Source organism: Chryseobacterium joostei (assembly GCF_003815775.1).
Classification (GTDB): Bacteria; Bacteroidota; Bacteroidia; order Flavobacteriales; family Weeksellaceae; genus Chryseobacterium; species Chryseobacterium joostei.
This window is the reverse complement of record NZ_CP033926.1, coordinates 1,501,370-1,516,623: the sequence shown is the minus strand read 5'-3', so window position 1 is coordinate 1,516,623 and position 15,254 is coordinate 1,501,370. Positions and strand designations below refer to the sequence as shown.

Here is a 15,254-nt window from a genome sequence, read left to right as displayed (position 1 = left end):
TCTGCTTGGAATAAGATCTTTGAACTTGGAGAATTCGTAGTGAGTGAGGAACACATTATGGCTGCATCACTTCCATGATCATGGTGTATTTGTCAATTCCCTTCCCAAATCCGTCCGGTACAATCTCTACCGTTTTAAAACCATTTTTTTGATAAAACTCAGCGGTATGCTGTGAGGTTTCAATTTTGTAGGGGAGAGTAGGGTAGTTTTGTTTTAACAAATCAATCCTGTATTGGGTTAATGCTCTTCCAATTCCTTTTCCATGGTAGTTGGAGTGAATCATTCCCCAGGATAATCCTGCAATATTATTTTGGGCATTTAAAAAGAAGCCACCACATCCTATTACCGGACCATCCATTTTTACTACAAAGTAGTTCTCTTCGGTATCATCATCCAGAAAGCTTTCAAAGAGCGGTAACTCTTCCGGCGAAAAAAATTTGGGTACGTTACTATTAAAGATTTCGATGCAGTCTTTTCTGAAAATTTTAGTGTATTGGATGATTTTCATGGCTATTGGTTAATTAGCATAAAGATACATCAAAATTCATCATGATGATTTTGCTCTCCATGAATGTTTGAATTATAGTCAGAAAGGCATGACGCTTTAAAGAATAAAAATATATTTTATAATGAGTAAAAAAATTAAAAACTAGTGAACAAGATACCAGATTAAAGCACCAATTCCGGCATAAGCCGTAACCGTAATAATATCAGCTATGGGTTGTGAAAAGCGTTTTTCTGCAATTTTCTCGGCATTGATCTGGTTCTTATGGAATTTCAGAATCTTTTTAGGTTGATGAACTGGGTGCGCCACCAGACTGTCGCTTTCCCATCGGTCTACGATTACTTTATAGGACTTGCCATTCACATCAATCTTAACATTTTTATTAGGCGCCAGTTTCTCCTGAATATTAACTGGAATAGGCGTTGGTTGTGCATTTGGGATTTGGGAGCCTACAGGGGTACTTTTCATTTGTGTAGAAGTACTATTGGCAGCATTCTTTTTATTGTCAGTTGCAGGATCCACTGGCTTTTTTACCTGATAAGTATAGCAACTGGTAAGAGATAATGATATAATGATGAAATAAAGATTCTTTCGCATGAGCCAAATTTAACAATTAAACGGAATATTTAGAAGTTTCTTTTGAAAGATGCTTTTTTTTTTATCTGTGCTGGGCAAAATCTCCTGATTTTGAACCAATATTTAAACTTAATCTTCATTATCGTATGATTGTATCGTGTGGCTTTAGCTGTAGATTATATAATGAGAATGCTTAATTTATAATATTTAAACTACACGAAAGGATTCGTGCGGTAGCTGAGGATTTATTAATCAATTTTATAGGCTTTTTTTATAATTTAGCAAATAGAAATTGGTTTTTGTTAAGTTATATGTAAATTGAAAGTCTTCACTTCGATTTTCTGTCACTTTACAAAGCCTAAACCCAATAGCCGAAAGATTATGAAAACATTATATTTAAATATTTTACTTCTTTTTTCCATTGTTGTTTCAGCCCAAAAAAACAATACATATACTTCAATTAGTGAAATTGAAAAAAATCCTGAGCTAGTTTATCGTATTAATTTATCTAAGCAAAATTTAAATAAAATCCCTGATATAATTTTTACATGTAAAAATTTAGAAATATTAGATTTAAGCCAAAATAATATAAAAGAAATTCCTGAAAAAATTGGTAATCTTAAAAATATCTATGAATTATGGCTAGCTGATAATCAAATTGAAAAACTTCCCGAATCAATTGCCAACCTTAGTGATTTAGAAAATCTCATAATCTCATTTAACACTATTGAAAGCTTTCCCAAGAGTTTTCATAAACTTTCTAATTTAAGAAAAATTTATGCAAACAATAACAAAATAAAACAACTTCCCGAAAAGATCAATGAACTTAAGTATTTAAAAGATTTACGTTTAGGCAGAAATGAAATAAGCCAAATTACAGAAGATATTTTCAACATGGAAAGCTTATTTTATTTGGATTTAAATAGAAATAAAATTGAAGTTTTACCTATATTAAACCATGACAACACTTCTTTAAAAGTCCTGTTTCTAAGGGCCAACAAAATTACGGAAATTCCTAAAAGTTTTAATAATCTTCGTTATCTTACAGAATTGTATATTATGGAAACTGGAATAAAAAATATTCCAAATGAAATAATTGAGGGGGAAAATTTAAGATTAATAGCTTATTCTCCAAAACAACTTGGAGACAATCAAATTAAAGAATATAAACTTTTAAACTCCAAATGTGAATTTGATGACTCTAAAGTCTATATAGAGCCACAAGATTAAATTCTGAATAGAGGCTCTTTGGAACCATTTACAACCATTTATGTAAGTGCCTCAAGGCTGTTGCAACTTATTCTACCCCCTTTGGTTTAAGTGGATAATTGCAGTTCTTCAACTGGCTATTAGCTGTTGGGAAGAACTTAAGAATAGTTGAGGAATTACTGATCAGTACTTTGGAACGGTCTACAGTCTTTATGGTGATGGTTTTTAATGAGTTGTATGTTTTTGTTTTAAATAGAATCTCCGAAGTTGATAGACTTTGACGAGCAGGGTAATACTAAAAACCACACGAAAGGATTAGTGCGGTAGCAGGGAGAGTTTAATCAAGTTTTTCATTTTTTCAAGTTCAAATATTAATGATAAAGGATTTTCATTTACAATAGGCACTATGACTCAATGGTTTTTATTGAGCAATCTTTTGTTGCTTCAAGATTGTCTTTATGTATCATCTTTAAAATGAAAAAGAGACCCAATTGGATCTCTTTTTCATCTTACAAATAATATATATTGCTATAATGCTTTGCTATTAAGTCTGGTATCAGCTACTTTTGTCAGGAGATTATTGCATTTCTTCTCCTCGTTAAGGGTTGCCAGAAAGTTTTTAAGGCATACCTCTTCTTTTAAAACCTTGGCATAGGCAGCCAATGTTCCGTAGGTAGCAATTTCATAATGCTCTACTTTCTGTGCGGCTGCTATAATACCGGCATCTCTCACGGCTCCTGGTTTTGTTTCTTCCAAAATACTTTTACCCTCATCCAAAAGCCCCTGCATGGCATCACATTTTTTTGCCTGAGCCCTTTTTTTCAATGATTTAAAGCATTCTTCAAGCCTTTTTACGTGAACAATGGTTTCCATTAAATGGTTTTCAATGGCAGCCTTAAGCTTTTTATCGGTTGCATTTTTCTGCATTTTCGGTAATGATTTTACCAGTGCTTTTTCTGCCCAATAAATGTCTTTTAATGAATCTTCAAATAAATCCTTTAGTTCTTTGGCTGCATTTTTTTTAGCAGGTGTTTTTGAGGTTTTTTTTGGTGGTGCCGATTTTTTAGCGTTTGCTTTCTTTGTTAATGTTTTAGTAGCCATACTATTATATTTAGTGTTGTTTCCTTACTAAGTACAATTATAAGACCACCTTGTTTTGGTGGGCTGAGCCTGTATGCATCTACGGTTTGTGAAAGTTCGGAATTGCTATAGCAGATTAAGGCTGAAATTTTCTATTTTTACATCCTTATAAAACTAATATGCTTGAAATCAATTTTTCAGTATTTCCTGAACTTGAAACGGACAGACTGAAACTCAGACGTGCTGATGTAAATGATATTAATGAATTATTTGCCATGCGTTCTGATCCGGATATGATGAAATATATTCCCAGACCTTTAGCCACAGACCTTGAAGAAGCCTCAACGCATCTCAAAATAATGGATGAAAAAATTACCAGTAATGAGATGATTAATTGGGCAATTACCTTAAAGGATGATCCCAAAATGATTGGTACTATAGGGTATTATCATATAAAACCCGAACATTATCGGGCAGAAATTGGCTATATGCTGCTTCCTGATTACCAGGGAAAAGGGTATGTTACCGAGGCGATTACTAAAGTTGTTAACTACGCGTTCACTACCATGAACCTGCATTCTATAGAAGCTGTAATTGACCCTGAGAATGTAGCTTCAGCCAAAGTATTGGAGAAGTGTAACTTTATTAAGGAAAGCTATTTTAAGGAAAATGAATTCTACAACGGACAATTTCTTGACACAATCATTTACTCGATATTGAATAAGTAAATATAAAATGTAGAATAATCAATAATCAATAAAACAGCACCATTTATTTCAATGGTGCTGTTTTATTTAGGTTTATTTTTTGTAGAAAAACTATTTACCCTAACTTGTTCAGATCATATCATAGGCATTTAGCTTTGCCACAAAGTAATGTTCAATTGTTTTTTGAGCTTTTTTGCACATGGATAAAAGATGATCCATGGAGGTGTTTTCAAAGATAAAGTCGTCCTGAGTTTTAACGATATACTCTGTTACGATTTCAATGTCTATTAAATCGAATTCTGCACAATCAGCTTTCAGCCTATCTTCTTCTTTAAAGAATGGAGTATTGCGGAAAATGGAATTTTTGAACTGAAAAAGATGTATTGTTTTCATAGCACAAATGAGTAATAAATTGTAGGTTTAGGCTGATGGTAATTTCGGAAATTTATCTTTCATTTTTCCGGTAATCCATCTTTTAAGCATGGCGTGTTCTGACGGCAACCTGTATATACCTGCTGAAAGGATATTCAATAAGTTGTCCCAAAAGTTGCTTTTTTTACTGAATTCATGGCTGTAATCTGTAAGTATATTCAAATACTCCTGCTCGTATTCTCTTGCTTCTTTTAAGTTGTAATCTTTCGGGATATTTTTGATAATATCCATTGTGATCCTGTTGAAGATTTTAGGGGTATATTTTTCAATAAAATCTGATTCAAGCCTGCATATACTTGTAAGGGGAATGAGCAAGGAGAAAATTTCATCATAAAAGTTACATATGGTAGTTTTCCATGATAACTTTTCTTCTTCAGGTAAAAGTTGATCAGCCAGTTGTATCAGTTTTTCATAGTTCTCTTCCAGATCATTAATATAGAATTTGTTTTGCTGCCAGAATATGAATGAATTGGTTTTATTTTTTTTAACAATATTCTCCAGTATATACTCAAACTGTAGCTTAAAATAGTGTATGTTATCACTTAAATTGACTAAAACAGACTGCCACAGGTTATGCTTGCTTAAGCTGCAGTGCGTACTGAATACCAATCTGGATTTGTTATTAAGATTCTGTAATTCCTTTAACATTCTAAGAATTTCTGTGGCATCCTTTTCCAGGGTGATATTGGTATTTCTGATATAGAACAAGGAGACAAACTGAGAGTAATAGGCTCTTCTTGAAATATTTTTTTTATTTCTAAGCTGAAACCTGCTCTTTGGATGTTTATTCAGTTTTTTCATTAGAACTTTAGTGTATATCATGTTTTTTTTATCGTCTCTTTTTCAAAGGATTTTTGTTGCATTCTTAGTGAAATGCAGATCCTTAATGGTGATATTCTTTTCTGCAAAGGAAAAAAATAAGGGGGTCTCATCTAAAAGCTCATACAATTCCGGAAATTCTTTTTGAATTTCGGCAGTGGTTTTAAATATCTTTGTTGTTAAGCTCGATATGTAATTTATTTTATTCATAGCCGCTTTTTATTATGGTTAGAATCATTTTAAAGCGTTTATTTCCTTTTATAGAATTGGGCTTGTGTGCCGGAAGAATGATAGATTCTCCGCCTTCCAGAAAATAGCACCCGCCCTCTATAATTATTTCTGCCTTACCTTCAATTACCTGTACAACAGCATCAAAAGGAGAAATTTTTTCTGGCAATCCTTCTCCTTCATCAAACGATAGGGCACTGATAGTACCAGTTAACTTTTCAAGTATTGTTCTGGTTACAACAGAGTTTGAAAGATACTCTACAATATGGCTGGTAATATATACTTTTGATTTCTCAAGTTCTTTATCATTCATCACAGTTCATTTAATAACAAAAAGAGTAGGGGTAGTGTATATAAAAGGGATAGAACTGCCTGATTTTTCCATCCCTTTTTCCAGTTAAAACTCTTGATAAATATACTTTTCCAACGATTTTAACTGTATCTGAAAAGTGGTTTACGAAAGATTAATTTCTTTAATAATATTGAGAACCTCTTCACGGTTTTTTCTTAACCTGTTGCCAATTCTTTCAAGCATTTCCTTTTCTTTACCTTCTTCAAGCTTTAGATCATAATCCGTTAATGTTGAAAATTTTTCTCTCAGCTGCTTAGATTGGGTAGCCCAGTCTTTCGTAATTTTAAAAGATTTGTCACCTTTGTTGTGATTTGTGTCCATAATGTGGATTTTGGTATAACTTAATTGTTACTATACAAAGGTGATTCTTTTATAATGTATTGTATTATAGATTATTATTTTAATATTGCACATATCACACTTTTTAAGAATCTTTCGGTTGTTTTTGTTCTTGACATCAGGTTATGCATATAAAAAGAAAAGTATGTCCTCTATAATTCTGATAAGTGGTTGATAATTCGTATCTTGCTACTTTACTGTCTTGAACTGGCTAATATGAGTTTTAAGTTCAGGCATAGTTTACTTCTTTTCATTATTTTATATTTCCGTTACACCCATCTATTAACAGCTTCAAACCATTAACAAAAGCTTTTTCACAAAGGAAATATAAACCGGTTGATTTTCTCTAAAGACCACTCAACCGTACAAAAATTATTACTGTTTTTTATGAATAAAAAAAAATATTTAGGAATGTGGACGTTTTTGGTTCCCATTTTGGCATGGCTCTTTTATTTTGGAAACCCTGTTTTTGCTTCAGGATATTATTCTGCGATTCTTGCCTTGTTTCTAATGGGAAGTGTTCTTGCCGCAGTTTATCATTCAGAAGTCATCGCCCACCGTTTGGGTGAACCTTTCGGAACCCTGCTTCTGGCCTTTGCCATTACGGTAATAGAAGTTGGATTAATTATTTCCATTATGATGGGTGCCAAAGGTCTAGAAACCATTACTCTTGCCAGAGATACTGTTTTTGCAGCTGTAATGATTATCCTTAACGGAATTATCGGAAGCTGTATTGTCATAGGTTCTTTAAGGTATAGAGAACAAAGCTTTACATTGCAGGGAGTAAGCACAGCTTTGATTACGCTTACGTCTGTCATTATTTTTGTCCTTATCCTGCCCAATTATACGGTAAGCCACCGCGGAGGGGAGTATACCTCTTTTCAGCTGCTTTTTATCGCATTAATTTCTTTAGGGCTTTATCTGGGCTTTACAATGATCCAGACGATGAGGCACCGAAGCTTTTTCATCTCTCCACAAAACAAAATTTCAGGAAAGCAATCAGCACATGATCATCCTGAAAAATCTTCCAAAAAAGAGCTGTATATCAGTTGTATATTGTTAATTTTATGTTTGGGAGTGGTTGTTTTATTGGCAAAGCTTCTTTCAAAAGATGTTGAGCATATAGTGGTATCAGCAGGAGCGCCAAGATCCTTGGTAGGTATTATTATTGCCGGTATTGTGCTTCTTCCGGAGGGTTTGGCTGCAGTAAGGGCAGCAAAAAGTGACCAAATTCAAACCTCCTTAAATCTGGCGTTTGGCTCTGCTTTGGCAAGTATTGGACTGAGTATTCCTGCCATCGCCATTATTTCTGTAATAACAGGGATAAGAATGTCATTAGGGATAGATATCAAATCAACCATCCTTCTGGGGCTGTCTCTTTTTATTATTACCGTTTCACTGGCAACCGGCAGAACCAATATTATGCAGGGAGTGGTACTTATAGGTATATTTTTAATTTACCTTTTTATTACCATTGTCCCTTAGATCTTACTTCTGTAAATATCAGATTAAACCATCTCCGTTATAATGTAATAATTACGTTGGGAAGCAAAGTCGCGCCATAAGATAACTAACGGTGGATTCAGCACCTTGGTTAAGATTCACATTCTTTTCCTCAAGTCCGTCATAGCATCCGCCTGTTGCAGGGTTATATATTATTTGATGTAAATGGTTCTTGCCTAGAAACCAATTAAAGGCTGTTTTCATCATGTACAAGTACTTTTCGTCCTTAAAGACCTTATAGAATGTAGATAATGCCAAGATGGTATAAGCAACGTCAATGGGTTGTTCTCCACCAATTGTTTCAGAGGTTTTAGCGGTTTCTTTTTGCAGCCATCCTTTGTTAGATATTACTTTGATGTTTCCTTTGATGAATATTTTAGAAAGCAGAAACTGAAAGGATTCATTTGCAACTTGCTTATAAATATCTTCTTTAGTGGTGATCCATGCACATAGCAAAGCTTCGGGTAATAAACTGTTGCCATAGGTTAGGTAGCTTTCAAACCAATGCCAGTCATTATGTTTTTCATGCTGATACATTTTTACCAATCGATTGGCCAGTTTTTTTAATAGTGGAATATTTTTTTCAGCATTTTGATAATGCAATCCCTTTATAATAAAAGCCATGGCTCTTGTGGAGTGAATTTTTTCCAGAGAGGGAAGACTTTTTTGTATGATTTCTTCTGCTTCATCAGAAAACTGTTGAGGTAAAATTTCCTTGAGTGAAAGTAAGTAGCCTAATGACCAGATGGCTCTTCCATTGGAATCTTCAAGGTTGGTTTCATAATTCTGCTGGGCAAATTTTTTATGCTGATCCACGTAATTGAGGAAATTTCCATCGGCTTGTTGGCAAAACTTAATGGCATTCAGGTAAGTTGAAATCAATTCAAGGTCTGATTCATCTTTGCTTAGTTCATAATGCCTGCATACAACAATCATGGCTCGAGCATTATCATCTAACGTATACCCCGAATCTATATCCGGTTTGTTGATTTTAGAAAACTGAATCATTCCAAAATCTGTTGTCATATTTTTGATATGGCTAAGATTGATGGTAGGCAGAGTGTAATTGAGTTTTATCTTATTTTTGCTGTGCTGCTGAAATAGCAGTGCATGTAAAATGGAAGAATTTTCCCAGGCTGTCGGAGCCATTTTTTCCAGACTTTTTGACCGTAGTTTTTCCTGTACATTCTCATTTTTCAATAAGCTATTCACTGCTGCTGCGAGCTGTTCCGGAGCTTCAAAATCAATGATAATACCGGTGTCTTCTTTTAATACTTCCAAAGCATGCGGAATTGGCGTTGAAACAATGGGACATCCACAGCTGATGGCATAGGAGAAAGTACCGCTTACAGCCTGATTTCTGTCCTTTGAAGTAAAAAGATACACATTGGTAAGCTGGAGGTAATCCAATAGCTCATCCAAAGGTAAATACTGATTGATAAAGCAGGTGTGCATTTCCAAATGAAGCCTTTTAATGGTTTCCTGCAAAAAATCCCGATACTTTTCACCCTCGTTTTTTATGATGGTAGGATGCGTCTTTCCAATAATCAAAAACATTACATCCGGATTTTGGGAAATGATTTCAGGCAATGCTTCCAGCGTTGTTTCAATATTTTTACCGGAACCTAGTAAGCCAAATGTGGAAAGCACCTTTTTGTCCGTAAGGCCATACTTCGTTTTCAATGAAACTTTATCAATAAATGGCAATAAATGGGTGCCATGGGGTATTACTGTAATTTTATCAGAAGAAATACCATAGTCATTGGATAAGATGTCCGAAGAAATACCAGTCATTACAATAATGGACTTGGACAATCTGCTGATTTCCTTTACCTTTTCTTTTAATTCCTGATTTGGTTTGGGCAGAACGGTATGGAAAGTAGTGATGATATCTTTTTTTAAATTTTGGAGAAAAAGAGATAACCCATTTTTGGTTTCATTGAAAAAGCCGAACTCATGCTGGAGCATAACCAGCTGTATATTGTCATTTTTATTAATTCTTTCAGCCAGCTCCAAATAGGATATTGCATCTGATGTATTCAGGCTATACTCAATCTTTTCAGTATACTGATACTTTTCATCCTCAGTCTCCATAGGACAAATAATTATTTTAAATGATTCTTTAAACTTTAGCTGAAGAGATGTTACCAAGTCCTGGCAATACGTTGCAATACCACACACCTTAGGAGGAAAAGTACTGATGAAGACAATTTCGGGTCTATAATAAATTGTGTTTTTTTTATTTTGGGCAGATCGTCTTTTTATCTTCTCCTCCACGTCTGAATTTATATTCTTATTCATTTTAATTTTTATTTAAAGTCCGATACTTCTTATGGATGGTTCATTATGAAGCGTAATGCAGTAACTCTTTCAATAGTTCTGAGATACTTAAAGAAGCAACAGCAATTCTTTTGTCTGCAGCTCCGTAATAAATATAGAGTACATCACCTTCTACAACTGTTCCTGTCGGGAAGCACACATTATTGACCTCACCTTTCAATTCCCATTTTTCTTCGGGCTTGAATAGGGGATAGGGTAGTCTTGAGATTTCTTTTTCAGGATTGTTAAGATCCAATAAAGCGGCACATGCACTGTAAACATATCCCTCAATGGTATCATGAACGCCATGGTAGATCATAAGCCATCCATGCTCGGTTTCTATTGGCGGACATCCACCGCCGATATAACTTAGCTCATGATCATACTTTGGAGATAGCAGTATATGATCTTTGAAGTTCAGAAGATAATCTTTCCAGAAATCAGGATTCAGGTCCCCCATATTTTCTATACCTACAAGTTGAATGTCCGGTCTTATACGATGAAGAAAGTATAATTTACCATTTATTCTTCTTGGAAAGAACACTACATTTTTATCCCATAGAAATACCTCCTTATTGTCTTTTTGACTTGGTGGCAGTTCATTGAACCGTTTGTATTTCTCTGCTATTATTCCCTGGGTTTCGGATAAAAGCTTAAAGTTTTTATAGGAAATTCTAGGAACAATTATTCCTGTTTTTTGCCATGATTTCAGGTCTTTAGAGATAGCTAATGTTCCTAATGCATTTATCCCGTCATAGCTGGTGTAGGTAAGGTAGAATAAATCATCAATTTTTACAATTCTTGGATCTTCAACACCATGTTTTTCGTATTCAAACTCCGGAATCATAATAGGACTGTGAAACCTGATTTCTATAGTCTGATAATCTGATAGTATGCAATGTCCAACGCTGGAGTAATTATTCTTTGCTACAGCTCTGTAAAACAAATGTATCTTACCATTATCCTGAATAACTGCAGGGTTCAAAACACCTTCGCTCTCAAAGTCCAGTGTTGTTTTCCTGAGTATAATTCCTTCTTTTTTTATGGTTACCATTTAAGTGCTGGCATTTCGGCCTTCGTTTTCTTTATCTTTTCTTTTGGTTATTTTATCTTCTCGTTTTTCTTTTGCAGATTTTGAGGGTGGGGTTTTGTCCGATTTCTTTTTTCCGTCTTTTTCTTTTGACATTGTAAAATATTTTTTGTTAACGGTAAATTTCGATCATTAAAAAAGGACGGCTTTGTAATAGTCTTTTAATTTGTTATATAAATCATAGATATTTCTAATTTAAAGGAGTAACTTTGAATAAATAACTGAAAATGAAATAATTGACGGTTTGTAAAATGTAAGGGTAATGAAGTTGTATATAAAATATATGGTAAGTTTGCGCTGCAAAATGGTTGTCTATCAGGAATTGGAAAGATTGGGCATTAAAAATGCTGTTGTAGATCTGGGTACGGTAGAATTATTGGATGACATCAGCACTGAACAAAGGGATATACTGAAAAAGAACCTGCTTAAAACCGGCCTTGAAATATTGGATGACAAAAAAAGCATCCTGATAGAAAAAATAAAAAATGTAGTCATAGAAATGATTCACTATTCGGATTCTCTTCCAAAGGAAAATTTTTCAGATTATATAAGTGAAAAGCTTGGCTATGACTATACTTATCTCGCCAATACGTTTTCTGAGGTAAAAGGAATGACTCTGCAGCATTTTATCATTATTAATAAAGTAGAGAAAGTAAAAGAATTATTATTGTATGATGAGCTTAACCTTACAGAGATCTCCTATAAGCTCAACTATAGCAGTGTTGCTCATTTATCTAATCAGTTTAAAAAAATAACCGGCCTTTCGCCTTCGTTTTATAAGCAATTGAAGCAAAAACGTCTTGGAAACCTGGAAGATCTGTAAAAGGTGTGATATATGTAAGATTATTATAAATATATATAGCTTACTGTAGGTAGAAACAGCCATCTTTGTATTGTAGTATGAGCATAAAGATACCTATATTACAAAATTTTAAGATACCAGACACAAACCATGAAAGGTGATTAACATCCCTTGAATATACTCAATTTTCATAATGAGCTTATTAAAATCAGAAAATAGGATATCTATTGGCAAGAGATTTTAATTAACTAAGGGATAGAAACCAATGGTCTCTGTCCTTTTTACTCATACTTTATCTGCGTACACAGACTAATTTACAAGAAACTTTTGCTATTGTTTCTGAAAGATAAATCCTTTGTAAGAGAAAGATAGTCTGTAGGCAATAGAGTATTTTAAAGCAAAAAACAAACCTTACACCGAACACAAAATATCCAAAGTCATGAAAACAATACACCTCTATCAGTTCAAAAATTCCATTTCCCGTAAAATTCCTTTTTTTAGGGAAGAAAGTAAATTGGATAATTTGAATGATTTAATGACCTATGACCTAATGAATACAGAAAAAGTGACTGAGTTTATCATTGAGGTTCACGAGGATTTCATTTTTGAAGATGCCTCAAGAGAAGATCTTTTAAAGATGTGCAAAAATGCTAAAGAAATTATTGAACATTATTTTATAACCGAACTAAATGACTATGATGTTATTTGAAGGCAGGATTTAATGATTTTATAAAGTTGAACTTAGATAAAAAGATGAGCCATGAAATTCCAGCAAAATTTACTTGAATATATAAGTAATTCACTTATTACCGTAAACGAAACCGTTTCTATTGCAGAAGGGGTGACCTCAGGATTGATACAGTTTGCTTTTTCTCAAATGCCCAATACCAGCTTATTTTACAAGGGAGGAATAACAACCTATACATTACCCGAAAAAGTAAAGTTCCTTAATATAGATAGGATTGAGGGCCATGAAAACAATTGTGTGACCCAAAATATAGCAGATATAATGGCTGTAAATGTATCCAAATCATTTGATACCGATTGGGGAATTGCATCTACAGGATATGCGATCCCTACAAGAAATTCAGGGTTTAAGATATTTTCTTTCTTTTCATTTAGTTATAAAGGAGAAATTATACTTTCCAAACGGATAGAGCTTCATAGCAAAACCCAGGCTTTAGATGCACAATTATACTATACAGAGTTTATTTTGGGCTGCTTTAAGAGTGCGCTTAATCAAATATTAATCTCGCATTAAACTTCATGAACTGATTGTAGGGGAGTACCGGAATCAGAAAATTTAATACAGATTGAATGCTGAGGTTATCCCAATGAAATAGAATTTCCAAAGTCAGATCGCTTCAATGAGCGGGATGGCTAATTTATAGAAGTACAAATACTTACTTTTTACTACAGTATAAATGCCTACTTCCTACGGTATAAACACCTGATATAAAAATTACAGATTTATACGCTACCCTCAACTTCTTTTTAGGCGTTACTTTGACATGTTCAAAAGAAGCTTCGAAACCCTGAACAAAAATGGCGGTCTCCGAAAAGCCGACAAAAGAGTAGGAAAAAAACCAAAACTTATTAATCATGAAAAACCCAGAACATGTTGCTCCCTTTGTAGAAGCAGCACAAATTATTACAGAATTAAAAGACAGGGCTAATGATATCCTATCAAGTGTTTTAAGTACAGATCTATCTGCAATCACCATTACCGGAAAAGGAAATTTCCCTTATTACTGGCAGGATCCATCCAATCTGAAGTTTAATAAAAAAACTTACGACTGGATATCATCCAACCTGAGAGCCAATACAGAACCGGTTCAGCTTGATCAGGTATTTACCAATTATTTTATTGATGTTTTCTCAAAAGTTAACTATTCTTTATCTGAAGAAGATACAGCAGTTCTAAATACTGCCCATAAAGATGCTACAGATCAGCAAATGGCTTTACTGAATGCATGGGTAGGTGCCTATGGTTCGCTTCCTCCTGCTAAGGATAATATGCAGCCCATTGATATCATTATGGACAAAATTGCTACAGAGTGGGCCAAGCCATCCACTACGTTATACGATATTCAGAAAAGTGATGACCTGGACCGTTTACTGAATAAGACACCAGCAAGCGGAAAGCCTATTGTTCCTGTTTTAGCCAACTATCTGAATGCACTGGGTGCCACAATATCTTTACAGAATAATGTTACGATGAATAATGGCTACTTATCCAGAGTACTAAATAATGTACAGCATCCTAAAAAAGAAAACGGAGGTCTGCTATTGAATGACGATAGTGTTTTACCGGCATTTCAGGTAACAACACCATTGAGCGATATTTTAAACGGTCTTAAAAATACTTCTCAGGATGCCCAGATCGATATGGAAATCTCCCGCGAATCTGAAAGCAGATTTCAGGTTTCCGTAAATGGAAAAACAGGTTTCTCTATTCCTATCTTCGACTTCTTTACATTAGGAATTGGGGGTAATGCGAATTATTTCAGTGAAGATATTGCCACAAGCAAAAACTCGATCAAAATATCGATGTCCTTTACAGGAGTTACCCTTGTTACCTTCCTTCCTACAGATTTTAATATTGCAAGCAGTTTATATTGGGCATGGTTTGATCCTATCCGTAAGGCGGAACAAAACAGCAGAGACAAACAGGAAGAAAAGCATATTTCCGGATACAAATTCTCTCCGAACCCTGCTACAAAATTTGGACCTGACGGGCCTTTCGGCTTACTGAACGGAGTGGCCATTTCTAATTACCCTTCTGTTGAGATCACCGTAAGCGGTGAAGATTACAAAAGCATTCAAAAAACATTTGAACAATCTTCTTCCGTATCTCTTTCTTTCCTAGGTATTCCTTTGGCGAGCGCTACAGAATCTACTTATTCTTCATCCATTAATGTAGATAGTTCAAAATCAACAATCAAGATTACGCTAACTCCTCCTCAAAGTCTGATCGCTGGTAACAATAAAGATTCCATAGCATGGGTTCTTGGTGCTATCGTCGATTATCCTGTACAGGACAATAGTGATGTTGAGCTTCTTGCTAAAGGTGCCTATCCCAACTACCAATTGTATAAAGACAATAACGGAACTACCTATTGTTCTGTGAAAAAGGTAAAATCCCACGCTGTTGGAAGCGAATGGGTTGGTGAATGCCTTGCTGCACACCCCGGAACAAGCTGCTCCGGAAAACCATGGACAAGCCCTAGACAGACAGGGGTAGTATGGCCATAAACAAATAAATTATTTGTATAAAAAAAGCGCTCAATTTG

18 protein-coding genes are annotated in these 15,254 nt (G+C 34.4%); 7 read left to right on the top strand and 11 right to left on the bottom strand.

Going from position 1 to position 15,254, the window contains the following annotated elements; translation table 11 throughout:
- Positions 1-55: 55 nt before the first annotated feature.
- Together EG359_RS07020 and EG359_RS07015 are read right to left on the bottom strand one after the other, a co-directional pair.
- Positions 56-508: a GNAT family N-acetyltransferase gene (locus tag EG359_RS07020; protein ID WP_076352165.1), complete on the bottom strand. Its 453-nt coding sequence runs from the start codon at positions 506-508 to the stop codon at positions 56-58.
- Positions 509-649: 141 nt separating this feature from the next.
- Positions 650-1,102 (bottom strand): hypothetical protein, encoded by a 453-nt coding sequence (locus tag EG359_RS07015; RefSeq protein ID WP_076352164.1) that lies wholly within the window; start codon positions 1,100-1,102, stop codon positions 650-652.
- Between the two features lie 360 nt (positions 1,103-1,462).
- On the opposite strand from EG359_RS07015, the gene EG359_RS07010 reads away from it, so the two are divergent.
- Positions 1,463-2,311, top strand: a complete 849-nt coding sequence (locus EG359_RS07010) for a leucine-rich repeat domain-containing protein (protein ID WP_076352163.1) — start codon at positions 1,463-1,465, stop codon at positions 2,309-2,311.
- A 507-nt stretch (positions 2,312-2,818) separates the two neighbouring features.
- Here EG359_RS07010 and EG359_RS07005 read toward each other — a convergent pair.
- Positions 2,819-3,391 carry a YciE/YciF ferroxidase family protein gene (locus EG359_RS07005; RefSeq protein WP_076352162.1) on the bottom strand — a complete coding sequence of 191 codons (573 nt, stop codon included), beginning with the start codon at positions 3,389-3,391 and terminating at the stop codon, positions 2,819-2,821.
- Positions 3,392-3,549: 158 nt separating this feature from the next.
- Here EG359_RS07005 and EG359_RS07000 point away from each other — a divergent pair, with 158 nt between their 5' ends.
- Positions 3,550-4,098: a GNAT family N-acetyltransferase gene (locus tag EG359_RS07000; protein ID WP_076352161.1), complete on the top strand. Its 549-nt coding sequence runs from the start codon at positions 3,550-3,552 to the stop codon at positions 4,096-4,098.
- Positions 4,099-4,206: 108 nt separating this feature from the next.
- On the opposite strand, the gene EG359_RS06995 is transcribed toward EG359_RS07000, so the two are convergent.
- The 5 genes from EG359_RS06995 to EG359_RS06975 all read right to left on the bottom strand — a co-directional run bounded on the left by EG359_RS06995 (position 4,207) and on the right by EG359_RS06975 (position 6,229).
- On the bottom strand, positions 4,207-4,470 hold the full coding sequence (locus tag EG359_RS06995) for a heme oxygenase (protein ID WP_076352160.1): 264 nt from the start codon (positions 4,468-4,470) through the stop codon (positions 4,207-4,209).
- A gap of 27 nt (positions 4,471-4,497) precedes the next feature.
- Positions 4,498-5,310, bottom strand: a complete 813-nt coding sequence (locus tag EG359_RS06990; protein ID WP_123867295.1) for a hypothetical protein — start codon at positions 5,308-5,310, stop codon at positions 4,498-4,500.
- A gap of 42 nt (positions 5,311-5,352) precedes the next feature.
- Entirely contained in the window at positions 5,353-5,538 is a 186-nt protein-coding gene (locus EG359_RS06985; RefSeq protein WP_076352158.1) for a hypothetical protein, read from the bottom strand.
- The gene (locus EG359_RS06980; protein ID WP_076352157.1) at positions 5,531-5,869 is read right to left on the bottom strand and encodes a cupin domain-containing protein; all 339 of its coding nucleotides are present in this window, start codon (positions 5,867-5,869) and stop codon (positions 5,531-5,533) included. Before EG359_RS06980 ends, EG359_RS06985 begins: the two co-directional genes overlap by 8 nt.
- A gap of 141 nt (positions 5,870-6,010) precedes the next feature.
- The gene (locus EG359_RS06975; RefSeq protein ID WP_076352156.1) at positions 6,011-6,229 is read right to left on the bottom strand and encodes a hypothetical protein; all 219 of its coding nucleotides are present in this window, start codon (positions 6,227-6,229) and stop codon (positions 6,011-6,013) included.
- A 405-nt stretch (positions 6,230-6,634) separates the two neighbouring features.
- On the opposite strand from EG359_RS06975, the gene EG359_RS06970 reads away from it, so the two are divergent.
- Positions 6,635-7,732, top strand: coding sequence for a calcium:proton antiporter (locus EG359_RS06970; protein WP_076352155.1), 1,098 nt, complete (start codon positions 6,635-6,637; stop codon positions 7,730-7,732).
- Between the two features lie 51 nt (positions 7,733-7,783).
- On the opposite strand, the gene EG359_RS06965 is transcribed toward EG359_RS06970, so the two are convergent.
- The 3 genes from EG359_RS06965 to EG359_RS22795 are packed head-to-tail and all read right to left on the bottom strand — an operon-like array spanning position 7,784 to position 11,255.
- Complete coding sequence (locus EG359_RS06965) at positions 7,784-10,051, bottom strand: glycosyltransferase (RefSeq protein WP_084180307.1); 2,268 nt, start codon at positions 10,049-10,051, stop codon at positions 7,784-7,786.
- Positions 10,052-10,094: 43 nt separating this feature from the next.
- The gene (locus EG359_RS06960; RefSeq protein WP_076352154.1) at positions 10,095-11,123 is read right to left on the bottom strand and encodes a glycoside hydrolase family 130 protein; all 1,029 of its coding nucleotides are present in this window, start codon (positions 11,121-11,123) and stop codon (positions 10,095-10,097) included.
- A complete protein-coding gene (locus tag EG359_RS22795) occupies positions 11,124-11,255 on the bottom strand; it encodes a hypothetical protein (RefSeq protein ID WP_262488023.1) in 132 nt (43 codons plus the stop codon).
- A 166-nt stretch (positions 11,256-11,421) separates the two neighbouring features.
- Between EG359_RS22795 and EG359_RS06955 the strand changes: the two genes are divergently transcribed.
- The 4 genes from EG359_RS06955 to EG359_RS06940 all read left to right on the top strand — a co-directional run bounded on the left by EG359_RS06955 (position 11,422) and on the right by EG359_RS06940 (position 15,216).
- Positions 11,422-11,982: a helix-turn-helix domain-containing protein gene (locus EG359_RS06955; RefSeq protein ID WP_076352153.1), complete on the top strand. Its 561-nt coding sequence runs from the start codon at positions 11,422-11,424 to the stop codon at positions 11,980-11,982.
- Between the two features lie 418 nt (positions 11,983-12,400).
- Entirely contained in the window at positions 12,401-12,670 is a 270-nt protein-coding gene (locus tag EG359_RS06950; RefSeq protein WP_076352152.1) for a heme oxygenase, read from the top strand.
- Positions 12,671-12,721: 51 nt separating this feature from the next.
- Positions 12,722-13,222: a CinA family protein gene (locus tag EG359_RS06945; RefSeq protein WP_076352151.1), complete on the top strand. Its 501-nt coding sequence runs from the start codon at positions 12,722-12,724 to the stop codon at positions 13,220-13,222.
- Positions 13,223-13,563: 341 nt separating this feature from the next.
- Positions 13,564-15,216 (top strand): hypothetical protein, encoded by a 1,653-nt coding sequence (locus EG359_RS06940; RefSeq protein ID WP_076352149.1) that lies wholly within the window; start codon positions 13,564-13,566, stop codon positions 15,214-15,216.
- The last annotated feature ends 38 nt before the right edge of the window (positions 15,217-15,254 follow it).

Excerpts from the sequence above, each read along its gene's own strand:
- EG359_RS07000 (WP_076352161.1), top strand. The coding sequence starts at position 3,550 with ATGCTTGAAATCAATTTTTCAGTATTTCCTGAACTTGAAACGGACAGA.
- EG359_RS07010 (WP_076352163.1), top strand. The coding sequence starts at position 1,463 with ATGAAAACATTATATTTAAATATTTTACTTCTTTTTTCCATTGTTGTT.
- EG359_RS07020 (WP_076352165.1), bottom strand. The coding sequence starts at position 508 with ATGAAAATCATCCAATACACTAAAATTTTCAGAAAAGACTGCATCGAA.
- EG359_RS06980 (WP_076352157.1), bottom strand. The coding sequence starts at position 5,869 with ATGAATGATAAAGAACTTGAGAAATCAAAAGTATATATTACCAGCCAT.
- EG359_RS06960 (WP_076352154.1), bottom strand. The coding sequence starts at position 11,123 with ATGGTAACCATAAAAAAAGAAGGAATTATACTCAGGAAAACAACACTG.
- EG359_RS06945 (WP_076352151.1), top strand. The coding sequence starts at position 12,722 with ATGAAATTCCAGCAAAATTTACTTGAATATATAAGTAATTCACTTATT.
- EG359_RS06970 (WP_076352155.1), top strand. The coding sequence starts at position 6,635 with ATGAATAAAAAAAAATATTTAGGAATGTGGACGTTTTTGGTTCCCATT.
- EG359_RS06985 (WP_076352158.1), bottom strand. The coding sequence starts at position 5,538 with ATGAATAAAATAAATTACATATCGAGCTTAACAACAAAGATATTTAAA.
- EG359_RS06955 (WP_076352153.1), top strand. The coding sequence starts at position 11,422 with ATGAAGTTGTATATAAAATATATGGTAAGTTTGCGCTGCAAAATGGTT.
- EG359_RS07005 (WP_076352162.1), bottom strand. The coding sequence starts at position 3,391 with ATGGCTACTAAAACATTAACAAAGAAAGCAAACGCTAAAAAATCGGCA.
- EG359_RS06950 (WP_076352152.1), top strand. The coding sequence starts at position 12,401 with ATGAAAACAATACACCTCTATCAGTTCAAAAATTCCATTTCCCGTAAA.
- EG359_RS06995 (WP_076352160.1), bottom strand. The coding sequence starts at position 4,470 with ATGAAAACAATACATCTTTTTCAGTTCAAAAATTCCATTTTCCGCAAT.
- EG359_RS06940 (WP_076352149.1), top strand. The coding sequence starts at position 13,564 with ATGAAAAACCCAGAACATGTTGCTCCCTTTGTAGAAGCAGCACAAATT.
- EG359_RS07015 (WP_076352164.1), bottom strand. The coding sequence starts at position 1,102 with ATGCGAAAGAATCTTTATTTCATCATTATATCATTATCTCTTACCAGT.
- EG359_RS22795 (WP_262488023.1), bottom strand. The coding sequence starts at position 11,255 with ATGTCAAAAGAAAAAGACGGAAAAAAGAAATCGGACAAAACCCCACCC.
- EG359_RS06965 (WP_084180307.1), bottom strand. The coding sequence starts at position 10,051 with ATGAATAAGAATATAAATTCAGACGTGGAGGAGAAGATAAAAAGACGA.
- EG359_RS06990 (WP_123867295.1), bottom strand. The coding sequence starts at position 5,310 with ATGAAAAAACTGAATAAACATCCAAAGAGCAGGTTTCAGCTTAGAAAT.
- EG359_RS06975 (WP_076352156.1), bottom strand. The coding sequence starts at position 6,229 with ATGGACACAAATCACAACAAAGGTGACAAATCTTTTAAAATTACGAAA.